Here is an 18,712-nt window from a genome sequence, read left to right as displayed (position 1 = left end):
ATATAGAGTACTATCGCCTCCTGACGGATTAGCTGCTAGAAAATAGAAGTAAGTTGTAGCCGTATCTGTAATTTCCGTATATTTAGCTGATACACTTCCAACCTCTTTCACTTTATTATCAACTGCATCCGACGCTTCCCTTATAGCATTCTCCTGTTCAAGCTGTTGCTGTTTGTATTTATTTAGTGCTGATGCATATTCTGGATCGCTTGGATCTACTTGAGCAAGAGTACGTTCTTCTTCTTCCATAATTAATTTCCACTTTGCTTTAACAGCACTCAGATTATCCTTTGCTTCGTCAACTGCATCTTGTGCATCACTGATTTTATCCTTTAAGTCAGCATACTCTTTCTTACCAAAATATGTACTATATATTTTTTCTAATTCCTTATACATTTCACTATAGTTCTGATTCTTCGCATGTTGCTCAAATATATTCATATATTGAATTAACGTTGTCTTCTTAAGTAAAACCTCATCTAATTCGCTTTGTGCATCTGCAAGTTCTGCTTTAGCTTCCTTAATTTCCTTATTACTTGTCTCTTTGGCCAAGGTATATGCTTCATTAGCATCTGCTACCTCTTTCCCATACTTATCCTTGGCATCTTCATAAGCTTCCAGGGCTAGATCATACTCTTCCTCAGCTTTTTCATATTCTTCTTTTTGTGTATCACTTAGATTTTTCTTAATTTCTTCTATCTTTTCCTTATAGACTTCCCTTGCTTCTTCATAATCATTCTGAGCCTTCTGATAGTCTTCATTGGCACGCTTAACGTTCTTTTCCTCCTCGCTTCCATCGTTCTCCATTGTACCTTTCAGTAATGACTTCTCATATGCTCTTTGACTTGCTTCGTATTCTTTGGTAGCTTTTTCAATCTGCTCTTTTAGTTGATTCATATCATAACGAAAGAGTTCGTCGCCCTTCTTAACACTCTGCCCCTTTTTCACATATACATCTTCAATCTGAAGATTCTGAAACATATCTAAATAAATGGTATTGGCAGAATCAATCCTCCCATCTCCTTTTATATTATAGTTCAATACATCTTTTCGTACTTTCTGTGTAGATACAAGTGGTACAGTCAAAGTTGAACTAATACGTGATACCACCGTTAATAAAATCATTGCCACTAAGAATACAATCAGAAATTTACCTGCTTTTTTCTGTAATTGATTTTTCTTTATCTTTTCTTCCTTCTCATTCATTGATTTCACCCTTCCTTATTGTTTAATACCTGATGCCACAATCCCCTGTTCCAGATACTCCTGCCCTTTAAGAAATATCAGTACTGCTGGTAACATCATAATTAAAGATGCAATAAACGACACTCCAAGGTTATCCGCTGATATCTGTGGCAAATACAAAGACAATGGCCAATAGGACTTATTGCGCAAGAAAGTCAAAGGCTGTTCTATACAATTCCATAATTCAATAAAAGACAGAATCAATGCAGATATAATTCCTGCATTCCCCAGTGGAATACCTATATGGAAGAATATATATCCTTCTCCCGCTCCATCTAACCTTGCAGCCTCTAACATTTCCTCTGGGATTCCTTTAAAGAACTTTGTCATAATAAAAACAGGAAATGTAGAAAAGATAGCCGGTAATATAATAGCCAGATGTGTATCAAGTAAATGTAATTTATTAAGTACCAAATAACTTGAAACGATCGTTACTTGGAACGGTAAAATCATTAGTACAATATATATGTAAAATAAGATGTTCTTACCTGGAAAACGATATCTTGCAAAGGCCCAAGCCGCAGGTACTCCAACAAGAAACTGCCCCAGTATCGCAGGTACTACTTGCTTACATGAATTCCAAAACATTACAAAAAATTGAGGTGCATCGAACAACAACTCTACAAATGATTTAAGGGTTGGATATAATGGCACTAACGGCCACGATACATAACCTTTTTCCTTATCTAATACTACCCCTATATACTGGGTAAGTTCTTCACCTCCCATCAAACAACCACTTAACACCATATAGATTGGAATCCATATGAGCAAGCATGATACAATTAAAATGATATATGTGAGGATATGTTTTTTATGAAAATCTGGTTTCTTCTTCCTCAATGCAATTCCTCCTACTTTCATGCTATCTTTACATAAAGAAATGTATAATTATACTACTTCTCCTTTATCGCTTCCTGTTAATTTCTGTATTACTATAATGATAGTCAATAGCACAATTGCAACCAGTACAGCTCCTGCACACATCTTTTGAATATCCAAGTTGGTAAACCAGTTGTTGAATACATGCTGCAACATGTAGATACTCTCATGAGGATAATCACCCGCAATTAGATATGCTTCTCGAAACACTTTAAAACTATTAATCAACGATAAGACAGTGACAATGAATAAGGTTGACATTAGGTTAGGTATGGTAATATACACAAATTTGGATATTGGACCAGCTCCATCCACAGAAGCTGCCTCATATATACTCCCCGAGATTCCATTCAGCCCAGCGAGCCAAAGAATAATATCATATCCAATATTCTTCCATATATACGTAAACACCAAAACATAGAAGGCTTTACTAGAATTCATCCAATCCGTACCACTACCACCAAAATGAATAATAATCTTATTCAAAAATCCAAAATCATCAAAGAACACTTTCCACAATAACACAATTGATGCTGCTGGAATTACCATCGGTATTAAGAAAGTTGTTTTTATTAAGTTATGTAATTTCTTTATTGAAAATAAAAGAATAGAGAATACCAATGACAAGATTAATAATAGTGGAATACAGATTATCAAAAATCTTCCTGTATTCTTTGCTGCCAATTTAAAGGCCTCATTAGAAAATACTACTTTGTAATTTGCTAATCCCACAAATTTTCTTGTCATAGTTTCACTGAACGATCGTCTGACTGCATCGATAAACGGAATAAGTACGAATATGGAAACTCCTAGGAAACTAGGAAGTAAAAATCCCAAACCAAGAATTGATTCTTTCCTTGCACGTTTTGTTTTAAAGTATTTACTCATTTTGATACCACCTAACTGCTTAAAGTATCGGCAAGGCACGCCTACACTTGATGACTCACTATAGCCGTGCACCCTGCCATACACCATATCAACGAATTGACATTATGTTCTTACATTTCAATAGAATAATACCACGTAAATCTCTAAATAATCTTTAAGTATCTTAAAATCCTGAATCTTTCTCCTGCCCCACTTTTATTCTGCCAAATAACCATTAGCCACATTCATAATATTCTGAATTGCCTCTTCTTTGGTAACTTTCTCGTCTAGGAAATCTTTAACTTGTTCAATTACCAACGAAGACAACATACTATCATAAGATATTGGTTTATCTAGTTTTTTCATTTTATCATATAGTCCTTGTACTTCCTTAGCTGTTGGTGGCTCAATTCTCGTTATAGCGCCATCCTTTCCAAGTGTCATCCCGGTTAACTTAGAATTATCCATAATTTTATCTAATGCTGCTGTATTCACCGGGAATCCATCAAAAGCCATACTAGATTGAACTTTTTCACTTAATAAAAACTTTAAAAAATCTCTAGCTAGGTCTTTGTTTTTACTTGCTTTATTGACTCCTATAACACCACTTTCCACATATTGATTATTAATTGTATCATAGTACATATTTGCTTCTCTAACCCCGGCCAAAGGATCTTGACATTCTGATAAATCCACTAGCTGTGCTATGAATGTTTCATTCTTGTTACTATTTCCTAAATACAAATCAAATCCACGGTCTAACTCTATAGCATTTTCAACTTCAAGATTTGTCGTCGACCAATCACTAATCTCCTCTTCCCCCATTGTTTTCATTAATGCCTGCAACATATCCAAATACTTACCAAGCTCTTCTTCATTAATTGTCTTCTGAACTGAAACCAATTCTTTATTAAATAGTGCAAAGTAAAGGCTTGCAAAATTCTCAGCTCCTATATTATTAAAAATCTCTGAACTATTTTTACTTTCCAATAATGCAATCGTCTTATCTAAAGAAGTCATAGCTTCAACAACAGCTTTATTACCAAAAGCTATTGGCACTTGGAATCGTAAAGGAACATAATAGCAAGCACCATCTTCTATATAATTTTGCATAATATTCTTGCTTAAGGTTCCATCATCAACAAGTGTTTTAGCAATGTCTCCAATATCTTCGAGTACCCCTTTTTCTAGATAGGAATCTCTTGGTAACCCATCTAATACTAGGATATCCGCTCCATTTCCTCCTAATAATTCTGTATTTAGGGCACGAATGGTATCAGATAGATTTGCATTATCTCCTTCTCCATTCTCAATAGCATATGTATAATTAATTAATACATCAGGATTTTCTGATTGATACTTAATAATTCCCTGTCTGATAGTTGGGTTTAGATACAATGAATATACATTCAACTGTTTCGACGGGATGGAAGCCACCTTTTCATCAAAGTAATAATAATATAATTTCGCTTTATAATTACTATCATTAACTAAAACAGCATACTCGTTCTTCTCTTTTTCTATAATTGCTAGGTTTCGAAATTCCATGGTTTGATCCGACAATGATGTAAGATTTCCATCTACAATTGTCTGCCAAAGTGAACCATCTTTTTGTAATATTGAAATTCCATCTGTCTTCAAACTATAAATATCACCTTTTGCTTCCTGAATTAACGAATTACCCGACGTCGCTTCAAAATCATAACTTGCTAATTCCGATCCACCCATATCTATTCGAAGTAATTTCTGTTGTTCTAAGCTATATCCGATTAACGCTTCATCCATTGCAACTATTGGAGCAGTAGTAGAATATTCTAGTAATTGCTCACCTGTAGTAGGATCAAATACATGCACACCCTCTTCATATTTACTTGGTAAGATTACCACAGATCCATCACTTAGCACCTGAACATCATCTACATGTGGAAATTCCATTTCCCCTGTATACCCTTCTTCTTTCGTTTCTAACCAAGGGATATCAATCTTATTCGCCGCTGTTCCATCATCTTTATAGATAAGACGTTTATAGTCTTCACTAGAATAATCAGTAATAAGCGCGTAATACTGCTTATCTTTACCTAGAATAACTGAATCTATAGAGTAATCTTTGCTATTAAAGGTATCGAGCCAATCAATCTTTTTCTCACTCCAGTCCTTACCGTCATAAACCATAGCCTTTATAGTTTCATCTTTATACATGTAAACTTCCAATTTGTTATCCATATTGGACAAGATTGAAATAATATAAGCATCTTGATAATCTTCTGGTAATTTTAGCTCCTGTTCCCTATACCTTCCCATGGGAACATCAGACTTACCCTTTTCTCCATTTGTTTTACAACCAGTTAATAATGATCCCAAAAGAATGACACACAAAAATAATGATACTCCCCCGGCTTTTTTGATATTATAGATTTTCTTCGTCAACATATCTCCTATATTCCTCCTTGTTTTAATCACCTTATTATTACCAATTTTTACCTCCGTTATCTGACAAATATAGAGTAACAAGGAATCCTCTAAAAGTTCTCTAAGATTCATAAAATATTGTGATAAATTCATGACTTCTAATTTTCTATAATTTTATGGAGCTTAATTGTAAACGTACAACCTCCTCCCTTCGTATCCTCCAGCCAGAATAGACCTCGATGTATCTTGACAAGTTCCTTCGCAATACTTAATCCTAATCCATAGTTTCTTCGATCATGGTGTGAGGTATCCACTTGATAGAATTTATCAAATACTGCTGTTTTCTCATCATCTGCTATTCCGATTCCGTAATCAATTACTTGTATGAATACATAATGCTTACTTGTATATGCATGTAATTGAATTGGCTTAACACTCTTTGAATGTTGTATTGCATTGTTTAATAGTATTGATAAAATCTGCTTAATTCTCATAGAATCTCCATTAATTGGAGGCAATAAAATCTCTGGTAAAGATATCGTAAGATCCATATCTGCCTCTTTGCATATCGGTAAAAATTCTTCATAGATATCCAGTAACAGAGTATCTAACTCTACTCTTTCCATAGACATTCTCCACGTTTTTGTCTCTGTTGATGATAGAATCAACAAATCATCCACCAAGCTTGACATTCTATTACACTCTTCCCCTATCGTATCAATGTAATGATCTGACTTCTCTGGAACCGCCTTAATCGCACCGGCACTTGTTCGAATGACAGCTAATGGGGATTTTAATTCATGGGATGCAGCTGCAATAAATTCTGTCTGCAATCGCTTACTCTCTTCAACAGGCTTCATAATTAACCTTACATAAATTAGATTTAGGACAACCATACTCAAAATTCCTAAAATCTCAATCGTTAAAAATACCATTTTTAGTCGATTAAATGCCTGGTCTTCTTTCGTAAAGTATTGAATCACTATGGCACTTCTATACTGTTTTCCATATGGTACTACAATGGCAGCTGCATAATACCTGTTCCCGTTTTCATTCTTTGATTGGTAAAAACGCCAGAACCCCTCTTTTGAAGATATTGGTCTTGAATGCAATGACAACTTATCATCTTTAGCCATATTCTCAATTTTGGCAACTTCTGTTTTTCTTTCTTCTTCTGATACCCAACTGCCCCATTGTAATAATTCACTTCCACCATCTGTGATATGAAGAATCAGCCTATTGGTGCTCTCTATATCTGTAAGCCAAGTGTTAGATATGATAGAATCAGAGGATAATTTCATATAAACGTTTGTTACTGAATTCTGAAAAATTCTACTTTTACTTTGTTTCTGATCTTGATAGTTCATTGTAAATATTGCCAAAAGCGCAATTGTAAGAATTACTCCCATACTTATACTGTATAACAAAACTAGTCGGACTTTCGCCTTTTGAACACTATTTCTTTTCGCAACTTGAGTCCTTCTATGTTGAATTCTTTCCTTACTTGACTCGTGTGTCGATTTCACTTAGACTTTCCCCTCTTCTAACCGATATCCAATTCCATATATCGTCTTAATACTAATGTTACTCTCAATACCTTTTAATCTCTTTCTTAAAAAATGAATATAGTTATCAATGTTTCCATCTTCTACATCTCCATTAATCCCCCATACACGGTCAAGAATTTGTTCCCTCGTAACTACTTGATTTGCATTTCTCATAAAGAATTCAAGTAATGAGCTTTCTCTCTTAGATAAGGTATAGCTATCTTCCCCTTTTCTAACAATCTTTCGATCTATGTTATATGTAAGGTCACCGAATGTCAGGCAATCTGCTGCTTCCATCTGCCTTGGTCTTCTTGCTAGTGCTCGAATTCTCGCAAACAATTCCTCCATGGCAAATGGTTTCACAATATAATCATCTGCTCCTGCATCAAGTCCATCCACCCTGTCATAAACTCCATTCATTGCCGTTATTAAAATAACAGGCACCATAATCTGCTTCTTTCTGATTTCTGATAAAAAGGTTACCCCATCCTTACCAGGTAACATCCGGTCTAGTAAAACCATATCATGTGAAGTTGATGTTAGATAATATCCTGCATTAAGCGCATTATGACACACATCTACCTCATAACCTGCTACCTTTAACTGCTCTTCCAAAACATCACACAGGTTTAAATCATCCTCTACTAAAAGTAACTTCATAGTTCCCCATCCTCTCACAAAACAATTAGTTTTTCTACTTTTTGGTAATTGTAACTTATTGGATAAACCTTGTCAATGAAGGCTATCTGCTAATATATGCAAAGGTGTATTTTTTTGTTTTCCTGCCTATATACTGTTCTCTCATTGCTTTTTCCTCCCTAATATTATTACATAATTATTTTATCTCATTGACCTAATTATATTTGTAATGGTATTATTTGTATAATAGATTATTTTTATCTCTACAATTTGAAATACAAATCATTCTTATTATCAAAAATTGGAGGAATCCTATGGATACGCAAAATCTACGGACGTTCTTAGTACTAGCTGATATTAAGAACTTCACACAGGCTGCTGACCAACTCTTTGTCGCACAATCCACAGTTACCAATCGGATTGCAGAGTTAGAGCGCCAGTTAGGGAAAAAGCTATTCCACCGAGATAACAAATCTGTTTCCTTAACTCCAGAAGGCAGCCTTTTTCTTACTTACGCAAAACGTATGATTGACTTAGAAGAAACATCAATTAAAGAGATGAATGCAATAAAACAGTACGAACATAGTCTTAGAATAGGGACAACGAATACCATCTATGAGTGCCACCTTGTAGAGACTATTAAGCAATTATTAATCGCAAGACCAGCTTGTGCACTAACTGTAACTATTGGGCATTCTGCCTCTTTGCTACAGATGTTACAAGATGGGTTGCTAGATGTTGTATACTCTTATTTACCACTTGTTAAAAGTGGATACAAAAGTGATGTATTCGCTACGGATTCACTAGTTTTAGTTACTTCACCTAAAACCAACCAATATCACAAGGGAATTCGTAAAGAGGAACTCACTAAGATTACATACCTATTCTGCAACTTCGCTCTTCAAGAAGTTGGTTTATTCATACGGGAACTTTTTCCTACGTTTTATCAATTTCATTTTGAGATTGATAATAGTACCAAACTACTTGAATTCTTGATCGATGGAATCGGTTATAGCTTCTTGCCTGAAAGTCTTGTGAAACCTTACCTCTTAACTAATGAACTAGAAACTGTACCACTACTTGGTTTTAAGACACCAAAAATCAATTCTTATCGAATCTATAACCCTATGCAAGCAAACCATCTATATGCATTTAGTCCTATTCTTGAATTTAACTTGTAATTTTTACCTAAAGGTTTTATAATAGTTTTGATTACTACATGACATGATATTCAAAACGAATATAATAAATATTTTGAAACTCCCTGTAGTACATAAAGAAATATCAAATCAATTATTTTGAGAGGAGCATGATCGCAAAATGAAACGGAATCAATATTGGTATCCTGTAGACAATGCAGGCAAAATATTTCCTGCCGTATCAAAAGATAGTAGAAGCAGCGTATTCCACCTCTCCTTTTATCTGAAAGAGGAAATAAAAAAAGATATATTAGAAGAAGCTGTCAATCAAGTTCTACCAAGATTCGAAACATTTGCAGTAGAATTAAAGCGCGGTTTATTCTGGTATTATCTATCTGCGAACAAAAAACCATTTTATGTAGAAGAGGAACCGCCTATTCTCTGTAAGTTTTTCTCAAGACAGAAGAACAATGGCTATCTATTCAAAGTTTACTACTTTGGTAATAAGATTACCTTAGAAACCTTCCATTCACTAACAGATGGAACAGGTGCTATGGAATTTCTAAAATCCATTATCTATATGTATTATGAGTTACAAGGGGTAACCTTAGAACATGATGGGCGAATTAGAAGCCAACTACCACACGATGTAACTGGCGAAATCGACATGTTCACCCGCTCTTATGATAAATCAAACAAGAAAAACCTTACCGAGCAACCAGCTTATCACTTATCAGGAGAAACCTTTGCGAACAACTTCTCCTTGGCTGTCCGTGCTCAGGTGCCAACCGATGCACTCCTAGCTGCTGCCAAAGACCATGACGTTACCATTGGACAATTCGTAACAGCTGCTTTTGCCTTCAGTATCTATAACTGTAGTCTTGGTTGTCGTACCACTAATAAACCAATTAAGATGTTCGTCCCTGTTAATTTAAGAAAGTTCTTTCCTTCCAACACGTTACGCAATTTCTCCCTTTATATAAAAGCAACCTTTGCTGGTAAAGAATCTTGGACGTTCGAACAAATGCTTACTTCTACAAAAGAACAATTTGCAAATCAACTTAATAAGGAAGACCTGCACAGACGAATAAATGCAAACGTAAGTATTGAGAAGAATCCTTTTATACGAATCCTTCCACTTGCCATAAAGGATCTGGCATTTCAAATTGGTTACTACTACTGTGCTGAGAATATCAGTACCTATTATATTTCTAATTTAGGCAACATTACGTTACCTGCTTCCTTAGAACCATATGTTGAAGATGTGGAATTTGCCTTAGGAGGAACCTGTATGGCGATTGCCTCAATCAAAGGACATACTAATCTTATGTTAAACTCTGAATTCAAGGATATTTCAACGATTCAGTATTTCTTAAAAATACTAACTGATGCAGGAGTTCCAGTGACTATTGATACTAACTATAGGGAGGGATTAGATGAGATATTGTAAGACTTGCGGAATACATTATCGTACTCCTATTAACAGTTGTTTGTTCTGTAATAATAAATTAGAAGAAGATAACGTTTTAGATGAAGATATGAAATTCTTCTATCCGCCAATGAAAAAAGAACCTAAAGCTAAGAAAACCGTTAAAAAGATACTTTACTTTATCTTGTTATTCGGCACTATTAGTTGCCTTGGCATTGGCTTGATCTATAAGAATTCAACCCAAGGGATTATTAGTTCATGGTCGATTTATGTTCTGCTCTCTTGTTTATTAGCAGCGATTGTTATCCATGAATTCTCTACACCATCAAATGTCTTTCATAAGATTTACCTGACTGGTTTAAGTACCCTCATGTTTCTTATAGCAATTGCTTTACTAGGAGATAGTTATCATTGGGCACTTGATTATGTATTACCTTTTGGTTTACTTGCCCTGAATATACTATCAACCTGCTGCATTTTTGGTAGCAAAGAACGTTTATACGAGTATTCTATTTATGTTTTTAGTACAAGTATCTTAGCATTCATACCATTACTATTGTACTTCTTGTCCATTATTTCAGTTGGTTGGCCAGCACTTAGCTGTTGCCTATACGCTGTACTTACTTTGTTTGGATTATTCTTCTTCTCAACAAAGGAGTCAAAGGAAGAATTAAAAAGACGACTGCATTGTTAATGCAGTCGTCCTTTATTAACTACTGAAAGTTTCCTAACCTTCAATAAACTTCTTTACCTTTTTCTCATTTGCTTTTGGATTCAATCTATAGATCTGATCCCAGATCTTATTATAGGCCACTTCTCTATCAATTTCTTCCGCTTGCCTAATCAAAACTTCTCCCCAGAAATCCTCCACAAGACAGAATACTGTCGATGACCAGCCATATTCCTCTCCTGCATTAGATATTTTCCTAGCTCGCCCTGACATTGTAATAAAGAATCCCATTTGCAATTCTGTAATTGCTCGGTCAAACTTTGATTTATCTTCTTTGGTAAAACCGCCATATTGTTTTATTAGATGTAAAGGTAATTCTTTATATTCCTCAATCAATTCATAAATTTGTTTTGCATAATGACTAATAGTTCCTGCTTCATACGCTTCCTCTAAAGTCATACGTCCACGCCGAATTGCGTAGAAATAAGGGAACCATTCTCTTGTTATAAAACCACTTTTCTTAAAAAAGTACTTTCCATATGCAATATCCTCTTTCTCATGCAATACCCGCATGCGCCATTCCCAAGGATCTGTATCTGCTACTTCCGTGTGCCAGCATATTTCTTCACCAAAATAATCACATAATGAAAAAACACTTTCATTATTCTCTCCACCTACACTCATACCAGCTTGGTATAGCTCTGTAAGAAAGTCATTGAAATTATGAATCTGATTCATGCTTACCCTCCTCTTGGATTTCAGGTTGTCGGTAGTATTCTGATTACTATATTCTTCCCTCTAATACCTTCCTCATGATTAGGGAATAAATATGTCTTAGTAAAAGTTAGTGATGAATGATCAAGAATATTTATTCTATCTTAACTTACTTATACTTACATAACTATTGAATAAAACAGCAAAACTCTTAATAACGTAAATCTGCTTCTTAGCTGCCGTACTATGACTAAGAAACAATAGCGAAACAGCTATAGTACTTCTTAGTGTGTACTGAAACAACCTAGGAAGGCGAGGCAAGGAGGCCTCGCCAGCCTGAGCTGAGGCAGGATGCCGAATCGAAGGCGATTCCGTATCATCTAGATACCCTTAATGTACACACTTAGAAGTACTTAGCTGTGTAGCGTGTTTCGTGTCATAGTACGGCAGCTAAGAAGCTATGAAAAAACTAGAGTTTTGCGTCCCTATTCAACCCTTAAATCCTAGTTAATTCCCCAGTTACAGAATCAATAACTAGTCCATATACCTTTACCGTCTCTGGAACTAAAGGGTGTTTATGTACCATATCCACTGATTTCTTAACAGAATCCTCTAAGTCCATAAAGCCCCCTAGCCATAAGTCAAAATCTACACCATAATACTTAATCATATCTATATTATCTTGCGTAATCCCATACGCTTTCATTTTTTCTATCATCTTTTGGCTATCTGTATACCTAGCTCCACAATCCGTATGACCAATTACTAATATCTCTCTAACATCTAATTCATAAATGGCTATTAGCAAACTACGCATAACACTTCCAAAAGGATGGGAGATAACTCCACCTGCATTTTGAATAATTTTCGCATCACCATTTTTTAGCCCCAAAGCTGCTGGTAATAATTTTGTTAATCTTGTATCCATACAAGAGACAATAGCAAGCTTTTTATCTGGAAATTTATTGGTAATATATTTCTCATATCCTTTATTCTCAACAAAAACTTTATTAAACTCTAGAATTTCATCAATCATACTAAGTCCTTTCCTTTTAATTAAGACCCTCTGATCTTATTGGTAGTTGTGATACTTTTCCATTATATCACACTGAACCCATTTATTTAAGACTGTAATGTTTTAAGTTGATAAAATTCTCCTTTTTGTTCCATCAGCTGTGCATAGTTACCGATTTCTTTTACCTTTCCATTCTTAAGCACTACAATCTTATCTGCGTGCTGAATGGTTGAAAGACGATGGGCAACTACAAAAGTTGTTTTATTTTTTGTTAGTATTTCTAAAGATTCTTGTATCTTCTTTTCAGATATACTATCAAGTGCTGAAGTTGCTTCATCTAGAACGATAACTTCTGGATTTCTAAGCAATGCTCTTGCGATAGATATTCTTTGTCTTTGGCCACCAGATAGCTTTCCGCCATGCTCTCCAATCACTGTTTCAAGTCCCATAGGTAGGGAGTCTACTAATTCCTTTAAGCTGGTTTGTTGTAATACCGTTTCAAGTTGTTCGTCTGTAACTGAATCCAATCCATATGTAATATTATTACGAAGTGTGTCAGTAAACAAAATACTATCTTGTGGTACTACTGCCATGAATCTACGGTAGCTCCTTATATCTAAGTCCTTCATATCTTTCCCATCAATAAGGACAGTCCCTTCCGTAGGTTTTAAGAAACCAATAATTAGATTCATAATTGTTGTCTTTCCAGCCCCAGAACCTCCAACAAATGCTATGGTCTCCCCTTTATTCACCTTAAGATTAAAATGATCTAATACATTCTTCTCGCCTTCACCATAAGTATAGACAATATCATTAAACTCATAATTTCCTTCAAGTTTTTTCACTTTTCGTTTTCCCTTATAACTCTCCACATCAAGTACAGTAAGAATGTCTCCAATGGAATCAAGGGATTCTAAACCTTTTGTAAAGATTGGTACTAAATTAGCAATTTGAGATACACTGTTTACTATGGTAGAAAAATACGTCTGAAATAATACGATATCACCTACACTGATTTCCCCCTTGTATGCTAAAGTCCCTGTAAACGCCAAACATAGCACCTGAAATAATTGGAATACTACCCAGCTTACTGAACCAAATAGAGATTGTACCACATCAAGCTTATAACCTTGGTGCGCAACCCTATTGATTTGATCCTCCAAACGTTTGATTTCCTTATTTTCAACGCTATACGCTCTAGTAACGGGAATCATTTCTACCATCTCGATTACCTTAGCTGATGTTTCCTCCATTTCCTTACGGAATTCTGTATTACGTTGTTTTATCTTCTTTCGAAAAGCAAGAATAGTGATTACTGCTATAGGTATCGTAACAAGGAAGAACATAAACACTATCATACTCCTTGTAATTATAACTGCTAGCGCAACTACTATATTAATCATGATTGCTAATAAACTTGTGAAAACCTGTGTTGACATTGCTTCTATCGCTTCAACGTCACGCATAATCTTTGACTGTAATCTTCCCGATTGAATGTTTTTATGATAGCTTATGGATAATTGCTGTAGTTTTCGAACCAAGCTTCCACGAAGCCTTGCCTCCACATCTCGAATCGCTAAACTATACATACGAACATAAACGTAGTTTGTCGGTATATTTTGAACAATTAATATTGCCATGATTCCCGCATAGAAAGCTATTTTGCTAGAATCATGACTACCTGGATTTGTAGCAACGTCCACAATCCCAGAAATAGCAATAGGCAAAGCCCATGCTGGAGTATGCTTTAAAATAAAGAAAATCGCTGAAATAATTAATTTACCATAGTTTCCTTTAAAGATACGAAACAATAATTTAAGGGTGCTATGTTTATTTTTCTCAAATTCCTCGGTAAGAGATCCCTCTTCAAAATCCATTTTATCTTCTGTCATTTTTTCTTCTGTCATAATGAACATCTCCTCTTTACTTAGTTACATAAAAATCCTTAATTACCTTAGCTGATGGTTTGTTAAATACGCTATATCCTCTATCCTCAGGTAAATCTTCTTTATAATTGGAACACCAATCCCAAATTCCATATCCTTGTACCCATGATCTCTCATTAACAGTTTCAAACATGGTTTTATAATAGTCAGCTTGTATATTCAAATCTACTTCACCTTCAAATGACCAGTCATTTGGTACCTCTTGGCACCCTTTCACACACATACAACCACACTCTGCAAAGAAGAATGGTTTGTTATATTTCTTTACAATCTTTTCAATCCTATCTAGGTTCTCTTCCCACTGTGTTTGTGGATAATATCCACTTGATGAAATAACATCAACACAGTCCCACCACTTAACCTCACCTTCTTGGTACTTATCAGTATTATATGTAATCGGCCCATGATAAATATCTCTTACCTTTGCAACTAATTCTCTCCAGTACTCTTCTTTTCGTTCTGTTTGAACTAGCTCGCAACCTACCATAAACATTTCGCATTTTGTATTCGCTGCAATTTGCGCATATTTTAAAATATATTTCTCATAATTTGCAAACCATTTGCTCCACTTTGGCTCACAAGGAACTTCAAGATCGAAGAAGTTAATATGCGCTCTCCATACGCCATTTCTACAGTTTAACATTGGTTTAAGGATAATCTTTAGTCCTAATTTTCTTGCATAAGCAATCACTTCTAATAGCTCTTCATCAGTAGGAATATGTGGTCCTGCGAAATCGATTTCCTCTGAATGAGGGGTATCTTGCAATGCACCGAAAGCTAATATAATGGTTTCACAACCTGAAGTTTCTACCAATGTTTTTAGAGATTCTTTCGTTTCCTCTCCTCCTAATTTTTGTGTCTTACTTGGGTTTAGTTTAAATGTAAATCCTTTTATAAATTCCATATTGTTCTCCTTATATTCTAACACTATTTTAGGAAATTGCGAAACTCTTTGTAGTGTATAAAGAAATATCAATGTGTTTTATGTCTGTCGTTACAGTTTGCCGAATTGTGTGTACGTCGCATACAATGTTCTTTATTGTATGTGTAAGTCACATAATTTTAGGCAAACTGTAGTAGACAGCCTTAAAACACAGATATTCTTTATGCACGGAGAAGAGTTTCGCAATTACCTATAACTCTATTTAGGCTTAGGGTGTCAAATTCACAAGCTTTTTCAACACCACAATTAATGAATCTCTTTGTTATCCACGAGGTAGGTTGCAACGGTAATTATCGCATTATCCCACTCTGGATGCATTATCTTATCTAGGGTAGTTGATACCAACCTTCTACCAAGAGCCTCCATCTTTATCTCTACTGTAATAATATCTGATTTGAAGAAGTCAGGTTCAAGTGTATTATCAAACCCTAGAATTACTGTATCCTTAGCAGTTTGCATATCTTTCTTCATAAGTGCAGTTGCTACATACTTGGCAACATCATCGTCTACACAAACAAACACCTCTGGTAGATAAGGAAGATTATCTATACTCTCTTCAATTACATGAAAATTATAATAACTATTAGAATCTCTATCGCTAAGCATTAGATCTTCATCGATGATTAGTCCATTCTCCAAAAGGGTCTGTCTCATTCCGTCATATCTCATTGCGATATTCATTGACGCATTCCCACCACCTACGAAGGAAAATGTTCTTTTTCCTTGATTGATAAGCTTTTGTACAATTTTTGATATAACATTTCTACCTTCAATTGCTATAATATTCCCATATCGAAGATAATCTTCGCCATTCTTAGGAACACTGAACATCGTAATTGGTAAGTTGGCTGTAGATAGACCTTCTATGAAATTCACAGAGAATTTACATAAAAGTATAATTCCTTTCGTGTCTTCCGACGCAGCCTTTAAGGTCGCTGTTGCATCTAAATCATCTTCCTCCACGATATACATCTGCATCCGATACCCATTGTCATTAATCTCATCACTAATTCCAGTTAATATCTTATTCCAGAATGTTGACTCTGCACGATTAAACAAAACTAATATAGTTCCACCCACATTTTTTCTTGATAATCCTTTTGCTTCCTCTATCTGCTTGGAATCTAATTTTTCATATCCCATTTCGTATGCTTTTAGAATTACTGTCATTCTAGTTGCATTGGAAACCTCTCCACCATTTAAAGCTTTTGCAACAGTATTTCTAGACAACTCTAACTTGGCTGCAATATCTTGTATTGTAACTCGCTTCATCAAGGCCCTCCTTATCTATCATTACTATCAAAAACTCATCTTGCTCTTGCTCATTAACTACTGTCACTATACATTATAGATGCACAAAATGCAATATGTTTTTGCACTTATTTATGCACTATTTTTGCACATGTGTGCATTTAGTGTGCATTTTATATAAAAAAACAACTTTTCATAGCTGTGTGCCATCTGTGATTATATATATATTCACAAAATGGCATACAGCATAGAAAAGTTGTCCTTTTTAGCCTCCTATTCATTCTTAGCTAATTCACTTCATAATATTCCGTTGTCATCCTTTTGTATAAAATCATTTAGTAATACGTTCAATCTTTTGTCCACTCCATTTGCCTGTGACGAATTTTTAAGAAATGCTTGATATTTTTCTTCATCACTTGCATATGTATTATCCGTTACAAAAGAAGATGCTTTTGTTTCAATAAGCCCCCACAATTCTTTCTCTCTGTCATTGGTGGAGGAATTGATTTTTTCTCCTGTAGCAACATGTTTTTCCTTCACTTCATTCAACCCTGCATTAATGGTTTTCAAAAGTGAATTAGCATATTCCGCATCATCTTCTTTATCAGCAGTATCAATAACGGCCACCTTAAACTGTTCAAACTTAGTTTTATAATTTTCTAATTGGCTGGCAACTTCCTCACTAGCTTTTTTCCAATCAAACATGGTTCCATATGTCGTTTGCACAGATTCACTACTCTTTGTGTTTTTTGCATTTTCATAAGCATTAGCAAATGCTAATTTTAATTTATTAATTGCAATTTCATTTTTCAAGATTGCATCAGTAGGTTGTACAACATTTGAATCCATTAAAAACTTATAACCCTCATCCAGTTCAATAAGTCGAGATTCCTTTTCATCACCTGAGTATGTATCCTCTATACCTTTTTGGATAGATTGGTATTTATCTTGCATTGATGAAATAACGTCCATGCCTGCCGCAGCTGAATAATTATGTGTAGCAATCGCTTTGGCATAATCTCTAGACTCTAAATCAAGTTCTATCGCATAACTATATTTTGATTCTATTGTAGGACCGAGTAATGTTGTTACTTTGTTTTTTTGATCAATTCCCTGATATGTTTCTACTGATAATGCAACATTATTAACTTCCTTTACTGTTTTTATTTTTCCCCTTTCTAATTGAAACTTATAAATATCTGAAACGCTCCTATACTCTCCACCTTCAAGTGGTTGACTTTTTATGTCATAGTCTTTAAACATTTTTATCACCTCCTATGCATTATTTTCTTATCTTTATTATCGGCAATTAGTATAAAAATACTTAATCTTACTTTAATAACTTTTTAGTTACATAAGTTCCTATTTTATGCACTATTTATGAAATTGAGAAGTTAAGCTCCTCGTATAAATATAGAAAAGTTGGCTTTATCATACACAACCTTCACAACCTTGTCTACTAGAATTATCACTAAACAAAAAAAACTGCTGCAATTAATGTATTAGCCTACTTGCAGCAGCTCTGATAAAATTTAAAAATCTACTAATTAATATTCAATCGAAAAATTCTCTACACCTACATTTTCTAAAATAATACTTGGTTTGCACCTATGGCTCTTGCAGCAGTTTCTAGACTGCCTTACTCTTAAGATATAACAACCTTCAAAAGGAACTTCAAATTCAAAATAACCATAACTCTGAATCTGTAAACAGAAGATAAAAACATTGTTACTATTACTTATCTTGTATAATTCTACCTCCCATTCATGGGCATTACCACAATGGCAACCCCAGATACATCCCCTAATAATTCCCGGCTTAATCAAGCACTCCTCGCAAGCAGGGCAAGGTCTTGGTGTAGGACAAGGTGGGCATTTAGGGCATTCTGGACAAGGCTTCGGTGTTGGACATGTTGGGCATGGCGGGCATGGTGGCGGAGTTGGACAGGTGGGGCATGGCGGACAAGATGGACAATGTGGTGATGCTGGGGCTGGTGGTGTCGGAGGTCATCGTCGG

16 protein-coding genes are annotated in these 18,712 nt (G+C 35.0%); 4 read left to right on the top strand and 12 right to left on the bottom strand.

Annotated elements, in window-relative coordinates:
• From ACW2QF_RS01585 to ACW2QF_RS01560, 6 genes are all read right to left on the bottom strand, one after another.
• Positions 1-1,206: hypothetical protein (locus ACW2QF_RS01585; protein ID WP_455714239.1), on the bottom strand; the 1,206-nt coding region annotated here is incomplete at its 3' end.
• Positions 1,207-1,221: 15 nt separating this feature from the next.
• Complete coding sequence (locus ACW2QF_RS01580) at positions 1,222-2,109, bottom strand: carbohydrate ABC transporter permease (protein ID WP_455714238.1); 888 nt, start codon at positions 2,107-2,109, stop codon at positions 1,222-1,224.
• A 27-nt stretch (positions 2,110-2,136) separates the two neighbouring features.
• Positions 2,137-3,015, bottom strand: coding sequence for a carbohydrate ABC transporter permease (locus ACW2QF_RS01575; RefSeq protein ID WP_455714237.1), 879 nt, complete (start codon positions 3,013-3,015; stop codon positions 2,137-2,139).
• Between the two features lie 195 nt (positions 3,016-3,210).
• The gene (locus tag ACW2QF_RS01570) at positions 3,211-5,424 is read right to left on the bottom strand and encodes a hypothetical protein (RefSeq protein ID WP_455714236.1); all 2,214 of its coding nucleotides are present in this window, start codon (positions 5,422-5,424) and stop codon (positions 3,211-3,213) included.
• A gap of 137 nt (positions 5,425-5,561) precedes the next feature.
• Entirely contained in the window at positions 5,562-6,929 is a 1,368-nt protein-coding gene (locus tag ACW2QF_RS01565) for a sensor histidine kinase (protein WP_455714235.1), read from the bottom strand.
• Positions 6,930-7,610: a response regulator transcription factor gene (locus ACW2QF_RS01560; RefSeq protein WP_455714234.1), complete on the bottom strand. Its 681-nt coding sequence runs from the start codon at positions 7,608-7,610 to the stop codon at positions 6,930-6,932.
• 293 nt (positions 7,611-7,903) lie between these two features.
• Here ACW2QF_RS01560 and ACW2QF_RS01555 point away from each other — a divergent pair, with 293 nt between their 5' ends.
• From ACW2QF_RS01555 to ACW2QF_RS01545, 3 genes are all read left to right on the top strand, one after another.
• On the top strand, positions 7,904-8,770 hold the full coding sequence (locus tag ACW2QF_RS01555) for a LysR family transcriptional regulator (protein ID WP_455714233.1): 867 nt from the start codon (positions 7,904-7,906) through the stop codon (positions 8,768-8,770).
• 139 nt (positions 8,771-8,909) lie between these two features.
• Positions 8,910-10,178, top strand: a complete 1,269-nt coding sequence (locus ACW2QF_RS01550; RefSeq protein WP_455714232.1) for a hypothetical protein — start codon at positions 8,910-8,912, stop codon at positions 10,176-10,178.
• Positions 10,165-10,851, top strand: coding sequence for a DUF6320 domain-containing protein (locus ACW2QF_RS01545; protein WP_455714231.1), 687 nt, complete (start codon positions 10,165-10,167; stop codon positions 10,849-10,851). Before ACW2QF_RS01550 ends, ACW2QF_RS01545 begins: the two co-directional genes overlap by 14 nt.
• 33 nt (positions 10,852-10,884) lie before the next feature.
• Here the strand turns inward: ACW2QF_RS01545 and ACW2QF_RS01540 are convergent, their stop codons facing one another.
• The 6 genes from ACW2QF_RS01540 to ACW2QF_RS01515 form a co-directional block, all read right to left on the bottom strand.
• On the bottom strand, positions 10,885-11,565 hold the full coding sequence (locus tag ACW2QF_RS01540; RefSeq protein ID WP_455714230.1) for an AlkZ-related protein: 681 nt from the start codon (positions 11,563-11,565) through the stop codon (positions 10,885-10,887).
• A 472-nt stretch (positions 11,566-12,037) separates the two neighbouring features.
• The gene (locus tag ACW2QF_RS01535) at positions 12,038-12,577 is read right to left on the bottom strand and encodes a beta-class carbonic anhydrase (RefSeq protein WP_455714229.1); all 540 of its coding nucleotides are present in this window, start codon (positions 12,575-12,577) and stop codon (positions 12,038-12,040) included.
• 86 nt (positions 12,578-12,663) lie between these two features.
• Complete coding sequence (locus tag ACW2QF_RS01530; RefSeq protein ID WP_455714228.1) at positions 12,664-14,463, bottom strand: ABC transporter ATP-binding protein; 1,800 nt, start codon at positions 14,461-14,463, stop codon at positions 12,664-12,666.
• Between the two features lie 16 nt (positions 14,464-14,479).
• A complete protein-coding gene (locus tag ACW2QF_RS01525; RefSeq protein WP_455714227.1) occupies positions 14,480-15,406 on the bottom strand; it encodes a glycoside hydrolase family 113 in 927 nt (308 codons plus the stop codon).
• Between the two features lie 285 nt (positions 15,407-15,691).
• A complete protein-coding gene (locus ACW2QF_RS01520) occupies positions 15,692-16,717 on the bottom strand; it encodes a LacI family DNA-binding transcriptional regulator (RefSeq protein ID WP_455714226.1) in 1,026 nt (341 codons plus the stop codon).
• Positions 16,718-16,993: 276 nt separating this feature from the next.
• Positions 16,994-17,959, bottom strand: a complete 966-nt coding sequence (locus ACW2QF_RS01515) for a hypothetical protein (protein ID WP_455714225.1) — start codon at positions 17,957-17,959, stop codon at positions 16,994-16,996.
• Between the two features lie 462 nt (positions 17,960-18,421).
• Between ACW2QF_RS01515 and ACW2QF_RS01510 the strand changes: the two genes are divergently transcribed.
• Positions 18,422-18,712, top strand: a 291-nt coding sequence (locus ACW2QF_RS01510; RefSeq protein ID WP_455714224.1) for a hypothetical protein, incomplete at its 3' end; no start/stop codon positions are given.

It is taken from the genome of Anaerosporobacter sp., assembly GCF_965301125.1.
The sequence above is the reverse complement of the archived record's forward strand: the minus strand, read 5'-3'. Positions and strand labels throughout refer to the sequence as shown.